This window comes from [Pseudopropionibacterium] massiliense (assembly GCF_900607225.1).
In the GTDB taxonomy this organism is placed as follows: Bacteria; Actinomycetota; Actinomycetes; order Propionibacteriales; family Propionibacteriaceae; genus Arachnia; species Arachnia massiliensis.
In genome coordinates, this window is sequence record NZ_LR027842.1 from 732666 (window position 1) to 750428 (window position 17763).

Below are 17763 nucleotides of genomic sequence, written 5' to 3' on the forward strand. Positions count from 1 at the left end.
GCGTGACCGTTTCAAACCCAAACCCATAAGGACCCAACATGCCTCCCAAGAAGAAGGTCGCAGCCCTCGTCAAGGTTGCCCTGCAGGCCGGCTCCGCCACCCCTGCACCGCCGGTCGGTACCGCCCTCGGCCCGCACGGCGTCAACATCATGGAGTTCGTCAAGGCGTACAACGCCGCGACGGAGTCCCAGCGTGGCAACGTCATCCCCGTCGAGATCACCATCTACGAGGATCGCACGTTCACCTTCATCACGAAGACCCCGCCCGCTGCCGAACTCATCAAGAAGGCCGCCGGAATCCAGTCCGGTTCGGACAACCCGCTGAAGAACAAGGTCGGCAAACTCACCAAGGACCAGGTGCGCGAGATCGCCACGATGAAGCTGCCGGACCTCAACGCCAACGACGTCGAGGCCGCCAGCAGGATCGTCGAGGGCACCGCCCGCTCCATGGGCGTCACCGTCGAGTGACGCACCCCCTGGCAGGGAGACGAATCCCGGACCAGAACTGGTGGATCAGCCCGCGAGGCTGACGACAGAGAACGGAACCAGAAGATGAAACACAGCAAGGCTTACAAGGCCGCCGCCGACAAGCGCGACGGCTCCCAGCTGCACACGCCCGAGGCGGCGGTGAAGCTGGTCAAGGAAATGGCTTCGGCCAAGTTCGACGAGACCGTCGAGGTCGCGGTGCGTCTCGGCGTCGATCCCCGCAAGGCGGATCAGATGGTGCGCGGCACGGTCAACCTTCCCAACGGCACTGGCAAGACGGCTCGGGTCCTCGTCTTCGCCTCCGGTGAGAAGGCCGAGGCCGCGATCGCAGCGGGCGCCGACGAGGTCGGCGTCGACGACCTCGTCGAGAAGATCTCCGGCGGCTACCTCGACTTCGACGCCGTCGTCGCCACCCCGGACATGATGGGCAAGGTCGGCCGGCTGGGTCGCATCCTCGGCCCGCGTGGCCTGATGCCGAACCCGAAGACCGGCACCGTCACCATGGACGTGGCCAAGGCCGTCTCCGACATCAAGGGCGGCAAGATCGAGTTCCGGGTGGACCGGCACGCGAACCTGCAGTTCATCATCGGCAAGGCCTCGTTCACCGAGCAGCAGCTCGTCGAGAACTACTTCGCGGCCTTGGAGGAGATCCTGCGCCTCAAGCCGGCCGCGTCCAAGGGGCGCTACGTGAAGAAGGTCGCGATCTCCGCCACCATGTCGCCCAGCGTTCTGGTCGACGGCACGGTCACCAAACCGGTTGAGTGAGCCACTGACGGTGAAGGGGCGGGCACCACCCGGTGTCCGCCCCTTCACCGTCGCCCGGGCAGGAAATGAGCGGGCCGGGAAGATCAGGATGAGATGGACAATCGACCGCCACGCCTGCCCAGCAGCTCACGGAAGCCGCTGCCCTCCGGTTCCTTCAACAGGATGGCGGCAATCGCAGACGGGTCGACGATCATCGCGGCAACCCCGTCCCGGGGTCGTAGAGGGCATCGAAGTCCAGGGCGCCGCCGGAGGCCGTGAGTTCGGCATGCACCCGGTCCAGGAGCTGATCGAACCGCTCTGTGAGTTGTTGGTGACGGACGCTCCGGTCGGCGTGTTCCTCTCGGGGCGGGTTCCGTGGTGCGCCGCCGGGGTGTCCTCCGCGAGGGTTGGCGGGGTCACCTCGTCCTGCCGTAGCGCTGCTGGAACTTCTCGACGCGTCCCGTGATGCTGAGACTGCGCGCCTTGCCCGTGTAGAAGGGGTGGCTGTCGGCGGTTATCTCCACGTCGACCAGGGGGTAGGTGTTGCCGTCGCTCCACTCGATCGTCTGCCTGGAAGTCATCGTCGATCGGATCAGGTACATGACCCGGGTGGTGATGTCGCGGAAGACGACGGGGTGGTAGTCGGGGTGGATGCCTGGTTTCATCGTGGGCCTTCGCGGGTCGGATTGGAAGTTCTATTGCGACTCATTATCATTATCGATGTTAGTTCGTGCAACCCGAGGAGTCCCATGTCGCGTCACTGCCAGGTCACGGGGGCCGCGCCCGGTTTCGGTCGCAACGTCCCCTGGTCGAGGAAGAAGACCAACCGCCGTTTCAACGTCAACGTCCAGAAGAAGCGTTACTGGGTGCCGTCGCTGGGGCGGCGGATCAGGCTCACGGTTTCCGCCAAGGGCATCAAGGTGATCGATGCCCGGGGCATCGACGCGGTGGTCGCGGACCTCATCGCCCGGGGAAGGAAATTCTGAGATGGCCAGGAAGAACGACCTGCGCCCGCTGATCAAGCTGCGCTCCACCGCGGGAACCGGCTACACCTACGTGACCCGGAAGAACCGCCGCAACGATCCCGACCGGATCTCGCTGCGCAAGTACGACCCCATCGTCCGGCGCCACGTCGAGTTCAAGGAGACCCGCTGACGGCCCGGCTCTCAGGACTGCCCAGAGCGAAAGGTGCAGGCGGCTGTGTCGCTCAACCATGCGGCCGGCCCGGAGCCCAGTGCGGAGACCTTCGCCCGTCCGATCTCTCGTTCCGGGTGTTGGCCTCCCGCGGCCCCACGAGCAGCATGAGGAACAGCCTGGCCAAAGCGTCCAGGTAACTCGTCACCGACGATGAAACCGCAGGTTTGCTGTGATTCAGGTCGTCGTTTTGCTGTGGTTGATCCCGCAGGTTTGCTGGTCTCTGTGGGTTGCTTCGGCAGGCTCGCCGGTGGCCGGTGAGAAATGGGCCCGGCGTCGAGGCCGGGAGAGGCGGGCAGGTGCTCGGGATGAAGGCGTGAGGCGGTGTGCCTACGGCCCGAGCAGCGCGAGGGGGATCACCGCCACACCATCTCTCCGCCGGTAGGCGGTGGTGCCAGTGGTGAGGATCACCAGGTCGGACACGTCCTCGGGCAGGCGGGAGCGCAGCCAGGTGAGGTGTTGAACGTCCGAGTCCGTCACCGAGGCGGCCAGCTTGACCTCAATGGCGACGATGCGCCCGTCGCGGGCCTCGGTGATCAGATCGATCTCGTGATCGCCGTTGCGGGTGCGTAGATGACCCACCCGGGCCCGTGCCGCCTCGGCTGCCACCCGCACGGTGAGGGTGGCGAGGGCCTCGAACAAGGGGCCGGCGAGGTGGGAATGGCGGGGGGTGGTCATGGAGGAGGCGGTCGCGCCCAGCAGCGAGGCCGCCAGGGCGGGGTCGGCCAGTTGGTGTTTCGGGGCCTGCTGCAATCTTGCGAAGGGGCTGCGGCTGGGGCTCCAACCCGGAACCGGGTCGAGCAGCCAGAGCTGGGTGAGGCGATCACGGTAGGCCTGGGTGGTGTCCCGGGTCGGTTGCTGGCCATCGCCGCCGGTGGTGGCGTCAAGGAGTTTGGAGTAGCTGGTGGTGGTCGAGGACGCGGCGGCGTATGCCGCGAGCCAGCGGCGCAGCGTTTCGGGTCGGCGCACGCCATAGCCCAGATCCGGCAGGTCGCGATCAATCACGCGCTGGATGTAGGTGGCGAGTTGTTCGGTTCGCGGGTCGGGGCCGAGGCCCATGATGCCGGGAAATCCGCTTGCCTCAATGGCGTCGAGATAGTCCACCAGGGAGTAGGACGTGTGGCCCCCGATCTCGGCCGAACAGGGCGGCTCTGCCGTCAGCAGGGAGGCGAGCGAGACGGTGGGGAGGAGTTGCCCACGCTCGTGGATGGCCATGGGGCGCATGCGCAGCGACAGGATGCGACCCGCGCCGCTGTGGGTCCCCTGCGCAGTGGCGGGCGTGGCGGAGCCGGTGAGCAGGAAACTGCCCGGATCCGCTCCGTTGTCCACCTCCCTGCGCACGAGATCCCAGACCTCGGGCATCCGGGACCATTCATCGAGCAACGTCGTTCCCGGCCTGTGGATCCCGTCGGGGTCGGCCTCGACGAGGGCGCGCTGGTCCGGGCGATCCAGGAGGAAAACCCTCGTGGCGCGCTGAAGTGCCGTGCCGGTCTTCCCCACCCCCTTCGCCCCGTCCAGCGCAATGGCGGGCGCTTGGGGAAGGAACGTGTCCAGCAGCTCGTCCACGGTGCGGCGAAGATACATGACCACCTCTAGTCGACATCCAGCAGGCAATCCAGTCGACATCCAGCAGGATGAGGATCTCCGGGTGATGCGCGATTCCGGACCCTCGGAGGCGCATCGGGGTACGCCATCCCATGCCGGAGGATGGGTCACCGGGTGTCGCGACGCCTTCAGAGATTCGTCGTGTCGGTGGCGCAGACGCGGAGGCGGTGTCCGTCTGGATCGGTGGCGACGAAGGTGTAGCCGAAGGCGAGCTCGGTGGGCTCGAGCGCCATGGGAAATCCGAAGCCGCTCCAGGAACGGTGAAGGCGGTCGACGTCCTCGCGGGTGGCCTGGCTCATGGACAGCTCGACGCTGCCCGGGGTGCCGACGGCCGCCGGATCGATACCTCCACGCGCCTGCAGGCCGAGGGTGACGTCCTCGGTCAGGGCGAAAACCGTGAAGTCCTCGAAGGTTTCGACGGGTTTCTTGCTGAGGGCCCGGCGATAGAACGCGGTGCTGGCATCCACGTCCTCGACGTAGAGGATGACGCTGGTGGGGGCGAATGCGGTCATGAGAGGTTTCCTTCCCGTTCAGGGCGCTGGTCGGTTGTCCGAGAAGGTACGGGCCGTGGGTGACATCCCCTGTCATGTTCGTGTGACAGTCTCGGATCCATGAGGGCGGACCGGTTGTTGTCGATGATCTGGTTGTTGCGCGCCCACGGCGGTCTCTCGACCGGGGAACTGGCGCAACGACTGGAGGTCTCGCGCCGCACGATCCTGCGGGACGTGGAGGCGTTGTCGGCTGCCGGGGTCCCGGTGTACTGCCAGCGCGGTCCCGGGGGTGGGGTCAGGTTGCTGCCGGGGTATCGCACCGATGTGACCGCGTTGAGTGAGGACGAGAGCCGGGCGCTCTTCGCGGCACTCTCGTCGTGGGGTGCGGACGCGATGGGATTGAGCGCAGCCTTCGTGTCGGGGGTTCGCAAGTTGCTCGCCGCTGTCCCGGACGCGCATCGCGACCGGGCGGCGGCCGCGGCGTCGCGAATCGTGATTGATCCGAACGGCTGGCTGCCCCAACCCGATGCCCTGCAACCCGGTGAGGCGTTCGCAACGATGGAGACGGCCGTGTTCGCGCGGAAGAAGGTGCGCCTCGACTACCGGTCCTCCCGAGCGGCCGTGCAGAACCTGGTGGTGGAGCCGCACGGGTTGGTGAGCGCGGGCAGTGACTGGTACCTGTGCGCGACCAGCGACAAACGCGTGCGATTCCTCAAGATGGCCCGCATCAGGACCGCCACTCTGCTCGCAACGCCATGCACGGACCACGCGGTGGATGTCGCAGCGGCCTGGAAGCGGCATCGTGTTCGCTTCCTCAACCGGTTCACACCGGTGGTCGTGACGGGGTGGCTCCGGGCGGACCGGTGGGAGGATGCCCGGGAGTGGGCGATCCGTGTCGATGAAACCGAACCTGGTGACGATCCGCCCGAGGGGGAGTGGTGTCCCGTGAGCCTGGAGTTCATGGACGATCTCCACGCGCTCACGATCCTGCTTCGTCTCGGCCCCGGCATCCGCGTCGAAGCGCCGTCGGAGATCAGGGCCGAACTGCTGGCCCATCTCGACCGGATCGCGGGTCTCTACCATCGCTGAGCCACCCGGAGGCACGTCCGGGTCGGCATCCTGAACCCTCCCCGAAAGCCTGTGATCAGGCTCTCACGAATCCTCGGGGTCAAGGACGGCAACGCGGCCCGGTGGGTGCTCGGCGCCCAATCGACGCAATCCCCGGGATTCGATTCGGTGAACTGCTGGGATATCACGCCTCCGGGTTGGCGTTCTTGTCGTGTGGGTCCCATCGTGTCCCATGGAGGACGCCGTAATCCTCGGCCCCGGAGATTTCCATTCCGATTTCTTATTCCGATCGGAAAATGTGCCATAAAGAGTTGCCGCCGGGGAGTCACGCTGTAATGATGGTAGGGCCTGAAGGTCTCCCGGGCAGGGGCGGTGTGGCGGGGACCGTCGTGGTGGTGGACCGGCAGAGTTGCATGACGAAGGGCGCGCGGGAACGTGTGCATCCCCGGGGCGATGTGGCCCGGCGCGTCACCAGGGCGGCCACAGCAACCGGGCCTGTCGCCGCGACCTCTCGCTGAAGAAGAAGTTCAAATCGTTCCAACCCCATGCAAGGAGGCAAAATGAAGGGCTACGCGATGCTCAGGATCGGCGAGGTCGGATGGATCGAGAAGGAGGACCCGAAGTGCGGGCCGATGGATGCCATCTGCCGTCCGATCGCGCTGGCGCCGTGCTCCTCCGACATCCACACCGTCTACGAGGGCGGCGTGGGGGAGCGTCACAACATGATGCTCGGCCACGAGGCGGTCGGTGAGGTCGTCGAGGTGGGATCCATGGTCGAGGACTTCAAGGTCGGCGACCGGGTCATCATCCCCGCCATCACCCCCGACTGGTCCTCGGTGGCCGCCCAGGAGAGCTACGCCATGCACTCCGGTGTCCCGCTCGGCGGCTGGAAGTTCTCCAACACCAAGGACGGCGTCTTCGCCGAGCTGATCCACGTCAACGATGCCGACGGAAACCTGGCCCTCCTGCCGGAGGGGATCTCCCCCGAGGTCGGCGCGATGCTCTCCGACATGGTCACCACCGGGCTTCACGGTGCCGAGCTCGCCAGCATCGAGCCCGGCGACGTCGTCGCCGTCATCGGTATCGGACCGGTTGGCCTGATGTCCGTGGCCAGCGCGTCCGTTCTCGGCGCGGGCCGCCTGTTCGCCGTCGGGTCGCGGCCCAAGTGCATCGAGGTCGCCCAGGAATACGGCGCAACCGACATCATCAACTACCGCGAGGGTGGGATCGTGGAACAGATCATGGAGGCCACCAAGGGCCAGGGCGTCAACCGGGTCATCGTCGCCGGCGGAGACCTCGACACCTTCCAGCAGGCCTTCGACATCCTGAAGGTGGGCGGTCGGGTCGCGAACGTCAACTACCTGGGGGAGGGCGAGAACATCAAGATCAGCCGCGAGTCGACCCTGGTGGGCATGGGCCACAAACACTTCGTCGGTGGCCTGACCCCCGGCGGTCGCAACCGCATGGACAGGATGGCCAACCTCGTCCTGGCCGGGCGCATCCACCCCGAGAAGATGATCACCCACCGCTTCACCGGGATCGAGCACGTCGAGGACGGCGTGGAGCTCATGCGCACCAAGCCGCGCGATCTCATCAAACCCGTCATCCTGGTCTGAGGACCCCTCCCGGCGAGGGGCTTCCCGGAGCCCGTCGATCCGGGCCCGAGACGAGCACCCCGGAAACCGGTTGGTCCGACCCGCACGTTTCAGCGGGTCGGCCCAACCGGTCCTCTGCGGACGGCGCCCCATCCGCGGAGCCCGTCAGGGGTTGCGGTTCCCGGCGGCGTAGGGGGCCTCCGGACAGATGTCCAGGACCTCCCGTTCGGGTTCGATCATGGCTTTCTCGTGCTGGCAGCGCCAGCGGCTGTTTTCCTTGATGCCCGGGACGGTGTGGCCGTCGTCGATCACGTCGCCCTCGCGCATCAGGTAGATGCCGGTGTTGTAGAGCAGCCCCGAGACCCCGTCCGGGTCGAGCCCCCGGAAATGACACTGGAGATCGGGCACCCCGAAGATGCCCAGACCGCGGGTGTCCATGAGGAACTCGTCGTCACCGTTGCTGATCCTGAAGAACCGCACGTTGAAGAAGCCGTAGTAGGTGTAGCCCTCGCGCTGGACCTCCAGCCATCGGCGGGGTTCGAAGAAGGCATCGGCGGCGCCGGAGTACAGGGCGATCGGGTCGGTGAGCTCCACCAGGGCCGAGGCGAGGGTGCGGAACAGCCGTAGCCGGTCCTCGAAGGCCAAGGCGCGGGCCAGGAACTCGAAGGTGGACAGGAAGTGACGGCCCTGGGACAGCACGTCCTTGACGTCGGGAAAGTCCCAGCTCTGCTGGAGTGCCGTTTCGTACCTGGAGGGATCGGAGAAGTCCTTGGACGTGGCGAGGAAGGCCTGCGCCGGAACTCCCGACCGGTCCGCGTAGTCGAAGCGGTGCTCCGGGAAGGCGAAGAAGACGGGAGGCCCGCCGTCGCCGATGACATCCGTGGGACCGAACTCGCGGGACAGGTACTCGCGCCAGGCGCCCACGTCGATGGCCGGTGGGGCTGCGTAGATGCCCTCCATGACGAACGGGTCGGGTGGGAAGCGGCGGGAATCCTGCATGCCCCCTTCCTAACAGATGGAGGGTCCCGGGGCGTGGCGCACCCCTCCGGCTGAAACCGCTGGCATGCTGCCCCGGCCGGAAGGAAGCCCATGCCCCTCGACCACATCACCCGAACCCTGCCCCTGCTCGGCGCCACCGGGCACGGAGAGATGCGGGCCGGGGAGGGCTCCAGGGCGGGCATTGCCGGCCGTTGATCAGGGATCAGCGTTCACCGCGGTACGGTCCGGGCGGCAACCCGTCCCCGGTCGAACTCGAAGACCCGGTCCGCCGAGTCGAGGTGCTCCAGGCGGTGCGTGATCTCGATGACGGTCAACCCGGGGAGGTCGCGCTCCAGGTTGGTCCGGATGCGGGCCTCCAGGTCGGTGTTCAGATTGGCCGTGAACTCGTCCAGCACCAGCACCCTCGGGTTCACCAGCAGCGCCCTGGCCAGGCAGAGGCGTTGCAGCTGCCCTCCCGAGAGCTCCCGCCCGTCGCGGCCCGTCCGGGTCGCCAGACCCTGCGGCATGGCCCGCACCTCGTCGGCCAGCTCGGCGCCCGCCAGGACCCGCCACAGGTCCTCGTCAGTGGCCTCGGGTGCGCCCAGCCTCAGGTTCTCGGCGATGGTGGCATCCAACACCTGCCCGCGCTGCGGCACCAGGACGATGGCGCGGCGCAGGGAGTCGAGGGTGTATTCGCGCACGGAGGTTCCGTCGATCAGGATGTCGCCGCCGGCCAGCTCGTCGTAGCGGAGCAGCAGCTGCGCGGTCGTCGACTTGCCCGACCCGCTGGCACCGACGAACACCGTCCGCCCGCCCGCGTTCGCGGTCACCGAGACCCCGGACAGGGCCGGGTTGCCGGGCAGGGCACCCGGGTAGCGGTAGTCGACGTCGCGCCACTCGATTCTCGGTGACGCGTCCAGGCGCAGCTCTCGCGGGCCGTCCGAGACCGCCTCGGGGGCGTGGCACAGTTCCCAGAGCCGCCTCGCCGCGCTCAGCGAGTGGTCGAGGTACCCGACGGCGTCCTCCACGCCCCGCGGACCCTCGAACAACCGCAGCGACGCGGCCGCCAGGGCGGCCACCAGCAGCGGATCGAGGTGCGCCGAGATCCCGGTCCACACGACCGAGGCCGCGGAGACCAGGGTCAGCGCCAGGTTCGCGCCGCGCCGCAGACCCTTGAAGACCAGCGGCGGCAGGGCCGCATCGCGCACCCGGGTGCCGAGTGCGTCGAGTTCCTCGACCCGGCTGCGCTGGTGGCCGTAGGAGAGGACCTCGTCGATCCCGTAGACGGAATCGGTGGCGTGCGCGGTCAGCTGCCCGCGCAGCCGCAGCCCCTCCGCGGTCGAACGGAGCGACCGTCGCAACCCCACGAACGGCACCACCAGCAACGCGACCGCGATGCAGGCCGCAGGGATCGCGACCAGGCCCCAGCCGGCCAGCGACCCCACCGTCACCAGGGCGGCGGCCGGCACCACGAAGGCCGATACCACCGGCGCGAAGGTGTGGGCGTAGACCACCTCGATGCGGTCCACGTCGCGGGTGAGTGTCGGCAGCAGGTCGCCGGAACGGTTCCGGAGCACCACGGCCGGGGCCTTCGGCCACAGCGACGCGAAGGCGTGACCGCGCAGCAGCTCCAGGGCCTTGAAGGCGACGTAGTGACCCGTGAACTGTTCCGCGTAGTAGGCCAGCGCCTTGGCCAGCGCGACCACCACGATCCAGAAAAGCAGTCCGCCGATGGGGTGACCGGATGCGAAGGACGCGACCAGCAGCCCGGCCAGCCCGAACAGCACCAGTTCGAGGCCCAGGTTGATGCAGCGCAGCACGGAGGAAACCAGCAGCGGCGGATGGACCGGGCGGGTGATGCCGGTCAGCCAACGGATCAGTCCAGGGGTGTTCGGGGTCTTCATCGGGCAACCGCCGTTTCGAGGGGTAGCAGGACGCCGTCGCGCAGCTCGTGGGCCGCGTCGGCGATGGAGAGGAGGGAACGGCGATGGGTGACCATCAGCACCGTCCATTCGGGACCGATCCCGGCCAGGGCCTCGATGATGGCCGCCTCCGAGACCACGTCCACCTGACTGGTCGGCTCGTCCAGAAGGAGGATGCGGCGACCCGACAGGAAGGCCCGGGCCAGGGACAGGCGCTGCGCCTGCCCGCCCGAGATCAGCTGACCGCGCTCGCCGACGTCGGAATCCAGGCCCTGCGGCATCCGCTCCACATCCTCGGCCACGTGGGCGCGGCGCAGCGCCTCCCACAGCTCGTCATCGGTGGCCCCGGGGTTCGCGATGCGCAGGTTGTCGGCGACGGTGCCCGAGAACAGCCACGTGGACTGCGCGACGCAGGCCGAGATGCGGCAGACCTGCTCCGGTTCGAGCGCACCCAGGTCCCGGCCGTCGAGCACGACCGCTCCCCGCTGGGCGGGCAGGGTGCCCCGGAGCAGTGACAGCAGCGTCGATTTCCCGGCCCCGGAGGGCCCCATGATCGCCACCTTGGCCCCGCGGGGCACCTCGAGGTCGAGGCCGTTCAGGACGGGCCCGCGCCCGTAGTCGTGGTGGACGCCTCGCAGGCTGATGGCGGATTCGGTCGGCGCGGCCCCGGAGGCCGCGGCGGGACGCTCGGCGGGGACGTGCGACAGCTGCCGCTCGATGGCGCGCTGCGAGGCCACCCCGCCCATGCCGATGTAGAAGAACCCGGCCACCTGCACCAGGGGCTCCAGCATCAGGGTCAGCAGCAGGGCCACCGAGAGGCCCTGCCCCGGGGTGATCGCGCCCGCCGCGAGGCGGGAGCCGATCAGGTGCACGGACCAGCAGATCAGCAGCAGCGAGAAGGCGCCGTCGAGGACGATGATCACCACCTGGTTGCCCGCCAGCAGCCGCATGATGGCCCGGCGATTGGCCTCGCCCTGGGCGCGCAGCCGTTCCTCGGTCCGCCTGCCAGCGCCCAGCAGGCGGATGGGGATCAGGTTGCGCAACGCGTCCAGGTACTGCACGGCCAGGCGGCCGCGTTCCTTGCGGGAGGCCGCCGAGACCTTGCGGAACAGCCGCATGAATCCCCAGATCGCCAGGGGAACCAGGGGGCAGACGGCCATGATCCCGAGACCGAGCAGCGGGTCCAGGGAGGTGACGTAGGCCAGGGTGAGGAAGGGGATGGCCAGAGCAGCGAGGGTCGCTCCCAGGTAGACCTGGCGGTACTCGGACATGCGCTCCGCGTTGTCGGTCATGAGGGTCACCAGCTGGGCGGGGGAAGGATTTGCCGCGGGGGCGGGGCGGCGGTGCCCGCGGCCGCGCCACGGCCGGGGGCCGGGGGCGGTGTGGGGCGCCGTCGTGGCGGAATCGTCGGCCGGGGTCGTGGGACGCACGGCGGCACGGAAATGGGCATCCAGCAACCGGGCCCTGAGACGGCGTTCCTCCTGGCGGGCCGACCAGCCGCCGAACACCACCTCGGCGAAGGCGCAGCAGGCCGCCGCCAAGGCGATCAACCCGGCCCACAGCCAGGTGGCCGCATCCACGGGCCGTCCCCCGAGCGCATCTCCCCAGGCCTGTCCGATGATCACGAGGGCCGTTCCCGTGAATGCCGCGGATCCGATCCGGAGGGCGCCGACCAACCACGTCGCACGCTTCCCGGATTTCGAAACGGATGCATTGCCCATTTCATGTTTATTAGGCATGCTTAACCTCCTGCAACACGGTGTCTCAAAGATAGCCGATGTGGTCGCTCGTGCCAACACCTCGGAGTGTCCGCGGCCTCTGGGGTTTGAGGGTGGGGCGCCGTTCGAGGTGTGTGGCCGGTCGCTCCCGGTCGACGAGGTGTGTTCGAGACGGGCGGATGATCGGGTTCGGCCCGGTGCCGTCTGATCGGTGGGGTCCCGGAGGCTGATTTGTGGCCCGTCGGGTTCTCGCCTAGAATCTTGCACGCCGAAGACCGCAGGTGACGCAAGTCTCAATTCCCCCGCACGGGGAGCCCGCGCAGGTGACCGCAAGCCAGCAGGCATCTTTCCTGCCCGCCCCGCGCCGCCGGCGTCGGGGTTTCTTCATCTTCTGGGGTCGAGGGCGACAACAGTTATGGAAGGAGACCCAATGGCGAGGCCGGAGAAGGCTGCCAAGGTAGCGGAGCTGGGACAGAAGTTCACCGATTCCGCCGCCGTGGTGCTGACCGAGTACCGCGGTCTCACCGTCAAGGACCTGCAGGATCTGCGCCGGTCCCTCGGTGGGGACGCCACCTACGCCGTTGCGAAGAACACCCTGGCCCTGCTCGCGGCCCGGGAAGCCGGTATCGACGGCATCGAGTCGACGCTCGTCGGACCAACCGCGTTCACCTTCATCACCGGCGACATCGCCAAGGTGACCAAGGGGCTGCGCGACTTCGCAAAGGCACATCCGTTCCTGGCTATCAAGGGAGGCGTTCTCGAGGGCAGGTTCCTCGACGCCAAGGCGGTCCTCAAGCTTGCTGACCTCGAATCCCGCGAGGTCCTGCTGTCCAAGATGGCTGGCGCCATGAAGGGCAGCCTGGCGAAGGCCGCAGGCACCCTGGCAGCTCCGCTGTCGAAGAGTGCCCGCCTGTTCGGCGCGCTGCAGAGCGCCGCCGAGGAGAACCCGGACCTGATCGGTGGAGCCGGCTCGGCGCCTGCCACCGAGGCCACGAACGAGGACGCCGCCGCCGGCGGCGTCACCCCGGCCGACGAGGCCTGAGCAGCATCCGCTGCGGAAAAGAAATCCGTCGCAGCGTGACTGCTTGCGATGCTTGATCGAAAGGAACGCCCATCATGGCGAAGCTCACCAAGGAAGAGCTCCTTGACGCCTTCAAGGAGATGACCCTCATCGAACTGTCCGAGTTCGTGAAGCTGTTCGAGGACACCTTCGACGTCACCGCCGCCGCCCCGGTCGCCGCCGTGGTTCCCGGCGCCCCCGCGGCAGGCGGCGGCGACGCCGGTGCCGCGGAGGAGGCCGACTCCGGCAAGGTCGACGTCATCCTCACCTCGGGTGGCGACAAGAAGATCGCCGTCATCAAGGAGGTGCGCGCCCTGACCAGCCTCGGCCTGAAGGAGGCCAAGGACCTGGTGGAGTCCGCCCCGAAGCCTGTTCTCGAGCAGGTCGAGAAGGATGTCGCGGAGAAGGCCAAGGCTGCCCTCGAGGCTGCCGGCGGCTCCGTCGAGCTCAAGTGATCCCGGCTGGGAAACCGGCTTCGATCGCCCAGGAGGCCCGCCCCGTGTCAGGGGTGGGCCTCCTGTCGTGTGTATCGCGGGTACGGTCGAGGAATGGGATGTCGACTGGCCTGGGGTGTTGCGGTGGGTCTGTGGGCCGCGGCCGAGATCGTTGAAGCCGTGGCGGCGCGATGCCTCGTGGGGAGCGCCACCCGGGAGGCCGTGGTGGTGCTCCCCGGTTTCCGCAACGAGGATCCGTCGCGGATCAACGGGGTCAATCGGTGGCGGGTCGGTGTCGCGCTGCGAACGGCCGGGCTTCTGGGACCGGACACCTGCATCATCGCCTCGGGCGGGGATCCCGCCGGGGTCGGGGTGGCGGAGGCGGATCTGCTGGCCGCCGAGCTTCGTCGCCGGGGATTCACCGGCGAGATCATCACCGAGACGCAGTCGCGAACCACGTGGGAGAACGCCCGGCGGGTATTGCCGCTGCTGGGTCCGGCCCGCTGCGTAGCGGTCGCCTCCAACCCGTTGCACGGGCTGAAACTGCGGCTTCACCTCGCGGCCCTGGAGCCGGGAATCCGCCAGCGATTCGTCGCGGCGCAGGACTACCGCCCCCTTGAGCTGGGCCCGCTGCGGGTGCTCTCGGCCGTCATCGGGGTGGGGGACCTGCTGCGTCTGCTCCGGGGCAGGCGCCGGGATCGTCCCGGACGGGAAACCCCCGGTTTTGTCGGCCGGGTGCTGGGCGGTTGGCTGGCGCGCCGGTTCGGGTGATGCGGGCCTCGCGGACCGGATCGGCAGGCCCCGGGACGACCGCGTTGCACTGGAGCCCTGGTCCGCTACCATGTTCACTGCGGTGGTTTCGCATCGTGCGTTTGCTTCCGAAGGTTTCGTGGCCTATAGTGGTTTGTTGCCCTGCTCTGCAATCGTGCCCGTGATTTGACGCGGGTCCTTTGCTGTGCGACGAACCAGCCGCGTTCCCGGAAGGACCGAATCTTGGCCGCCTCGCGCTCTGCGTTGAAGAACACCAATGTCGTCTTGCCCAGTGGTCGGATCTCATTCGCGAAGATCCACGAACCGCTTGAGGTCCCCAACCTGCTCGATCTTCAGATCAACTCCTACAACTGGCTCATCGGAAACGAGGCCTGGCAAGCCGATGTCGAGGAGCGCCTGGCCGCTGGCCGCACCGACGTGAACACCCGCTCCGGGCTGGAGGAGATCTTCTCCGAGATCTCCCCCATCGAGGATTTCAACGAGACGATGTCGCTGTCCTTCCGCGACCACCGTTTCGAGGAGCCCAAGCACTCCATCGAGGAGTGCAAGGACCGCGACGTCACCTACGCCGCCCCGCTGTTCGTGACCGCCGAGTTCGTCAACAACGAGACGGGCGAGATCAAGTCGCAGACCGTGTTCATCGGCGACTTCCCGCTGATGACCGACAAGGGCACCTTCATCATCAACGGCACCGAGCGCGTCGTCGTCTCGCAGCTCGTCCGCTCCCCGGGCGTCTACTTCGAGATCACCCCGGACAAGGGATCCGACAAGGACATCTACTCCTGCAAGGTGATTCCCTCCCGCGGCGCCTGGCTGGAGTTCGAGATCGACAAGCGCGACATGGTCTTCGTGCGCCTCGACCGCAAGCGCAAGCAGAACGTCACGGTCCTGCTCAAGGCCCTCGGTTGGAGCGAGGACCGCATCCTCGAGGAGTTCGGTGAGTTCGAGTCCATGCGCATGACGCTGGAGAAGGACACCGTCAACACCCAGGACGAGGCACTGCTGGACATCTACCGCAAGCTGCGTCCCGGCGAGCCCCCGGCACGCGACGCCGCCCAGGCGCTGTTGGAGAACTACTATTTCAACCCGAAGCGCTACGACCTGGCGAAGGTCGGCCGCTACAAGATCAACAAGAAGCTCGGACTCGACCTGCCCTTCGACAGCCAGGTCCTCACCATGGAGGACATCGTCGCGGCCATCAAGTACGTCGTGGCCCTCCACGAGCACAAGGAGGAGCTGAACGGCCTGCCCGTCGAGGCCGATGACATCGACCACTTCGGCAACCGCAGGCTTCGCACCGTCGGCGAGCTGATCCAGAACCAGCTGCGCACCGGCCTGGGGCGCATGGAGCGCGTCGTCCGCGACCGCATGACCACCCAGGACATCGAGGCCATCACCCCGCAGACCCTCATCAACATCCGCCCCGTGACGGCGGCGTTGAAGGAGTTCTTCGGCACCTCGCAGCTGTCGCAGTTCATGGACCAGAACAACCCCCTCGCCGGGCTGACCCACAAGCGCAGGCTCTCCGCGCTCGGCCCGGGTGGCCTCTCCCGCGACCGCGCGGGCATGGAGGTGCGCGACGTCCACAGCTCGCACTACGGCCGCATGTGCCCCATCGAGACCCCCGAGGGCCCGAACATCGGCCTCATCGGTTCGCTCGCCTCGTTCGCCCGCGTCAACGCCTTCGGGTTCATCGAGACCCCATACCGGCGCGTCATCGACGGCAAGGTCACCGACCAGATCGACTACCTGACCGCCGACGAGGAGGACCGGTTCTCCATCGCCCAGGCCAACGCGGCCCTGGACGCCGAGGGCCGTCTCACCGAGGAACGCGTCCTGGTGCGCATCAAGCACGGTGACGTCGACACCATCCCGGCGGCCGATGTCGAGTACATGGACGTCTCACCCCGGCAGATGGTCTCGGTGGCCACCGCGCTGATCCCGTTCCTCGAACACGACGACGCATCCCGGGCGCTGATGGGAGCGAACATGCAGCGCCAGGCGGTGCCGCTGATCCGCAACGAGGCCCCGTTCGTCGGCACCGGCATGGAGTACCGCGCGGCCGTGGACGTCGGTGACGTGACCCTCGCGAAGAAGGCCGGCGTGGTCTCCTCGGTCACGGCCGACATCATCGAGATCGCCAACGACGACGCCACCTACTCCTCGTACCGGCTCGAGAAGTTCGTGCGCTCCAACGCGGGCACCTGCATCAACCAGCGTCCGCTGGTCGCGACGGGGGACCGCGTCGAGGTCGGTACCCCGCTGGCCGACGGTCCCTGCACCGACCAGGGCGAGCTGGCGCTCGGCAAGAACCTCCTCGTGGCGTTCATGCCGTGGGAGGGCCTCAACTACGAGGACGCGATCATCCTGTCGCAGCGTCTCGTGCAGGACGACGTCCTGACCTCGATCCACATCGAGGAGCACGAGGTTGACGCCCGCGACACGAAACTGGGCGCCGAGGAGATCACCCGCGACATCCCCAACGTCTCCGACGAGATGCTGGCCGACCTCGACGAGCGCGGCATCGTCCGCATCGGCGCCGAGGTCTCGGCCGGCGACATCCTCGTCGGCAAGGTCACCCCGAAGGGCGAGACCGAGCTGACCCCGGAGGAGCGCCTGCTGCGCGCGATCTTCGGGGAGAAGGCCCGTGAGGTCCGTGACACCTCGCTGAAGGTGCCGCACGGCGAATCCGGCACCGTCATCGGGGTTCGGGTCTTCGACACCCGCGACGACGACGAACTGCCGCCCGGGGTCAACCAGCTGGTGCGGGTCCACGTCGCCCAGAAACGCAAGATCAGCGATGGGGACAAACTCGCCGGCCGCCACGGGAACAAGGGCGTGATCTCGAAGATCCTCCCCGTGGAGGACATGCCCTTCCTGGCCGACGGCACCCCCGTCGACATCGTCCTCAATCCTCTCGGTGTCCCGTCCCGGATGAACATCGGGCAGGTTCTGGAGAACCACCTCGGGTGGATCGCCAAGACCGGCTGGGACATCACGGAGGTCAAGGAGGCCTGGGCTGATCGGCTGCGCGAGGTCGGGCTCGGCCACGTCGACCCGGATTCCAGGGTCGCGACCCCCGTCTTCGACGGCGCCGACGAGAGCGAGATCACCGGTCTGCTGGAGAACTCGCTGACCACTCGCGACGGGGAACGTCTCATCGACGGCGGCGGCAAGGCCCAGCTGTTCGACGGTCGTTCCGGCGAGCCCTACCCGGAGAGGACCGGCGTCGGTTACATGTACATGCTGAAACTGCACCACCTCGTCGACGACAAGATCCACGCCCGCTCCACCGGCCCGTACTCGATGATCACCCAGCAGCCGCTGGGCGGTAAGGCGCAGTTCGGTGGCCAGCGGTTCGGCGAGATGGAGGTGTGGGCGCTCGAGGCCTACGGTGCCGCCTGGGCCCTCCAGGAGCTGCTGACCATCAAGTCCGACGACGTTCCAGGCCGTGTGAAGGTCTACGAGGCCATCGTCAAGGGCGAGAACATCCCCGAACCAGGCATCCCGGAGTCCTTCAAGGTGCTCGTCAAGGAGATGCAGTCGCTGTGTCTGAACGTGGAGGTCCTCTCCGGGGACGGCCGCGTCATCGACCTGCGGGACTCGGAGGACGACCTGCGCAACGCCGAGGACTTCGGCATCGATCTCGGAAGACGTCCCGGAGGCGACCACTTCCTCGACGTCACCGAAGTCTGAGT

At 67.7% G+C, this 17763-nt stretch carries 16 protein-coding genes; 10 read left to right on the forward strand and 6 right to left on the reverse strand.

Annotated features, from left to right (window positions below):
* Window positions 1–38 precede the first annotated feature (38 nt).
* Together rplK and rplA are read left to right on the forward strand one after the other, a co-directional pair.
* Entirely contained in the window at window positions 39–467 is a 429-nt protein-coding gene (gene rplK / locus E0E39_RS03055) for a 50S ribosomal protein L11 (protein ID WP_130873424.1), read from the forward strand.
* An 84-nt stretch (window positions 468–551) separates the two neighbouring features.
* On the forward strand, window positions 552–1250 hold the full coding sequence (gene rplA, locus E0E39_RS03060; protein WP_130873425.1) for a 50S ribosomal protein L1: 699 nt from the start codon (window positions 552–554) through the stop codon (window positions 1248–1250).
* A gap of 395 nt (window positions 1251–1645) precedes the next feature.
* Here the strand turns inward: rplA and E0E39_RS03070 are convergent, their stop codons facing one another.
* Complete coding sequence (locus tag E0E39_RS03070) at window positions 1646–1894, reverse strand: type B 50S ribosomal protein L31 (protein WP_130873426.1); 249 nt, start codon at window positions 1892–1894, stop codon at window positions 1646–1648.
* Window positions 1895–1978: 84 nt separating this feature from the next.
* Between E0E39_RS03070 and rpmB the strand changes: the two genes are divergently transcribed.
* Both rpmB and rpmG read left to right on the forward strand, forming a co-directional pair.
* Complete coding sequence (gene rpmB, locus E0E39_RS03075) at window positions 1979–2215, forward strand: 50S ribosomal protein L28 (protein ID WP_130873427.1); 237 nt, start codon at window positions 1979–1981, stop codon at window positions 2213–2215.
* Window position 2216: 1 nt separating this feature from the next.
* Complete coding sequence (gene rpmG / locus E0E39_RS03080; protein WP_130873428.1) at window positions 2217–2384, forward strand: 50S ribosomal protein L33; 168 nt, start codon at window positions 2217–2219, stop codon at window positions 2382–2384.
* Window positions 2385–2753: 369 nt separating this feature from the next.
* On the opposite strand, the gene E0E39_RS03085 is transcribed toward rpmG, so the two are convergent.
* Both E0E39_RS03085 and E0E39_RS03090 read right to left on the reverse strand, forming a co-directional pair.
* The gene (locus tag E0E39_RS03085) at window positions 2754–4007 is read right to left on the reverse strand and encodes an ATP-binding protein (protein WP_207302396.1); all 1254 of its coding nucleotides are present in this window, start codon (window positions 4005–4007) and stop codon (window positions 2754–2756) included.
* A gap of 149 nt (window positions 4008–4156) precedes the next feature.
* Window positions 4157–4540, reverse strand: coding sequence for a VOC family protein (locus E0E39_RS03090; protein WP_130873430.1), 384 nt, complete (start codon window positions 4538–4540; stop codon window positions 4157–4159).
* A 99-nt stretch (window positions 4541–4639) separates the two neighbouring features.
* Here E0E39_RS03090 and E0E39_RS03095 point away from each other — a divergent pair, with 99 nt between their 5' ends.
* On the forward strand, window positions 4640–5608 hold the full coding sequence (locus E0E39_RS03095; protein ID WP_130873431.1) for a helix-turn-helix transcriptional regulator: 969 nt from the start codon (window positions 4640–4642) through the stop codon (window positions 5606–5608).
* Between the two features lie 539 nt (window positions 5609–6147).
* Window positions 6148–7203 (forward strand): NAD(P)-dependent alcohol dehydrogenase, encoded by a 1056-nt coding sequence (locus tag E0E39_RS03100; protein ID WP_130873432.1) that lies wholly within the window; start codon window positions 6148–6150, stop codon window positions 7201–7203.
* A gap of 144 nt (window positions 7204–7347) precedes the next feature.
* On the opposite strand, the gene E0E39_RS03105 is transcribed toward E0E39_RS03100, so the two are convergent.
* The 3 genes from E0E39_RS03105 to E0E39_RS03115 form a co-directional block, all read right to left on the reverse strand.
* On the reverse strand, window positions 7348–8181 hold the full coding sequence (locus E0E39_RS03105) for a DUF4261 domain-containing protein (protein ID WP_130873433.1): 834 nt from the start codon (window positions 8179–8181) through the stop codon (window positions 7348–7350).
* Window positions 8182–8390: 209 nt separating this feature from the next.
* Window positions 8391–10064 (reverse strand): amino acid ABC transporter ATP-binding/permease protein, encoded by a 1674-nt coding sequence (locus E0E39_RS03110; protein WP_130873434.1) that lies wholly within the window; start codon window positions 10062–10064, stop codon window positions 8391–8393.
* Window positions 10061–11803: an ABC transporter ATP-binding protein/permease gene (locus tag E0E39_RS03115; RefSeq protein ID WP_425470700.1), complete on the reverse strand. Its 1743-nt coding sequence runs from the start codon at window positions 11801–11803 to the stop codon at window positions 10061–10063. The genes E0E39_RS03110 and E0E39_RS03115 overlap by 4 nt, the downstream gene beginning before the upstream one ends.
* A 427-nt stretch (window positions 11804–12230) precedes the next feature.
* On the opposite strand from E0E39_RS03115, the gene rplJ reads away from it, so the two are divergent.
* The 4 genes from rplJ (at window position 12231) to rpoB (ending at window position 17761) form a co-directional block, all read left to right on the forward strand.
* Window positions 12231–12842: a 50S ribosomal protein L10 gene (gene rplJ / locus E0E39_RS03120; protein WP_130873436.1), complete on the forward strand. Its 612-nt coding sequence runs from the start codon at window positions 12231–12233 to the stop codon at window positions 12840–12842.
* A 74-nt stretch (window positions 12843–12916) separates the two neighbouring features.
* Window positions 12917–13315, forward strand: coding sequence for a 50S ribosomal protein L7/L12 (gene rplL, locus E0E39_RS03125; RefSeq protein ID WP_130873437.1), 399 nt, complete (start codon window positions 12917–12919; stop codon window positions 13313–13315).
* 93 nt (window positions 13316–13408) lie between these two features.
* A complete protein-coding gene (locus E0E39_RS03130) occupies window positions 13409–14065 on the forward strand; it encodes a YdcF family protein (protein WP_130873438.1) in 657 nt (218 codons plus the stop codon).
* A 222-nt stretch (window positions 14066–14287) separates the two neighbouring features.
* Window positions 14288–17761: a DNA-directed RNA polymerase subunit beta gene (gene rpoB, locus E0E39_RS03135; RefSeq protein ID WP_165444617.1), complete on the forward strand. Its 3474-nt coding sequence runs from the start codon at window positions 14288–14290 to the stop codon at window positions 17759–17761.
* Window positions 17762–17763 lie beyond the last annotated feature (2 nt).

Excerpts from the sequence above, each read along its gene's own strand:
- rplK (WP_130873424.1), top strand. The coding sequence starts at position 39 with ATGCCTCCCAAGAAGAAGGTCGCAGCCCTCGTCAAGGTTGCCCTGCAG.
- rplA (WP_130873425.1), top strand. The coding sequence starts at position 552 with ATGAAACACAGCAAGGCTTACAAGGCCGCCGCCGACAAGCGCGACGGC.
- E0E39_RS03070 (WP_130873426.1), bottom strand. The coding sequence starts at position 1,894 with ATGAAACCAGGCATCCACCCCGACTACCACCCCGTCGTCTTCCGCGAC.
- rpmB (WP_130873427.1), top strand. The coding sequence starts at position 1,979 with ATGTCGCGTCACTGCCAGGTCACGGGGGCCGCGCCCGGTTTCGGTCGC.
- rpmG (WP_130873428.1), top strand. The coding sequence starts at position 2,217 with ATGGCCAGGAAGAACGACCTGCGCCCGCTGATCAAGCTGCGCTCCACC.
- E0E39_RS03085 (WP_207302396.1), bottom strand. The coding sequence starts at position 4,007 with ATGTATCTTCGCCGCACCGTGGACGAGCTGCTGGACACGTTCCTTCCC.
- E0E39_RS03090 (WP_130873430.1), bottom strand. The coding sequence starts at position 4,540 with ATGACCGCATTCGCCCCCACCAGCGTCATCCTCTACGTCGAGGACGTG.
- E0E39_RS03095 (WP_130873431.1), top strand. The coding sequence starts at position 4,640 with ATGAGGGCGGACCGGTTGTTGTCGATGATCTGGTTGTTGCGCGCCCAC.
- E0E39_RS03100 (WP_130873432.1), top strand. The coding sequence starts at position 6,148 with ATGAAGGGCTACGCGATGCTCAGGATCGGCGAGGTCGGATGGATCGAG.
- E0E39_RS03105 (WP_130873433.1), bottom strand. The coding sequence starts at position 8,181 with ATGCAGGATTCCCGCCGCTTCCCACCCGACCCGTTCGTCATGGAGGGC.
- E0E39_RS03110 (WP_130873434.1), bottom strand. The coding sequence starts at position 10,064 with ATGAAGACCCCGAACACCCCTGGACTGATCCGTTGGCTGACCGGCATC.
- E0E39_RS03115 (WP_425470700.1), bottom strand. The coding sequence starts at position 11,803 with ATGGGCAATGCATCCGTTTCGAAATCCGGGAAGCGTGCGACGTGGTTG.
- rplJ (WP_130873436.1), top strand. The coding sequence starts at position 12,231 with ATGGCGAGGCCGGAGAAGGCTGCCAAGGTAGCGGAGCTGGGACAGAAG.
- rplL (WP_130873437.1), top strand. The coding sequence starts at position 12,917 with ATGGCGAAGCTCACCAAGGAAGAGCTCCTTGACGCCTTCAAGGAGATG.
- E0E39_RS03130 (WP_130873438.1), top strand. The coding sequence starts at position 13,409 with ATGGGATGTCGACTGGCCTGGGGTGTTGCGGTGGGTCTGTGGGCCGCG.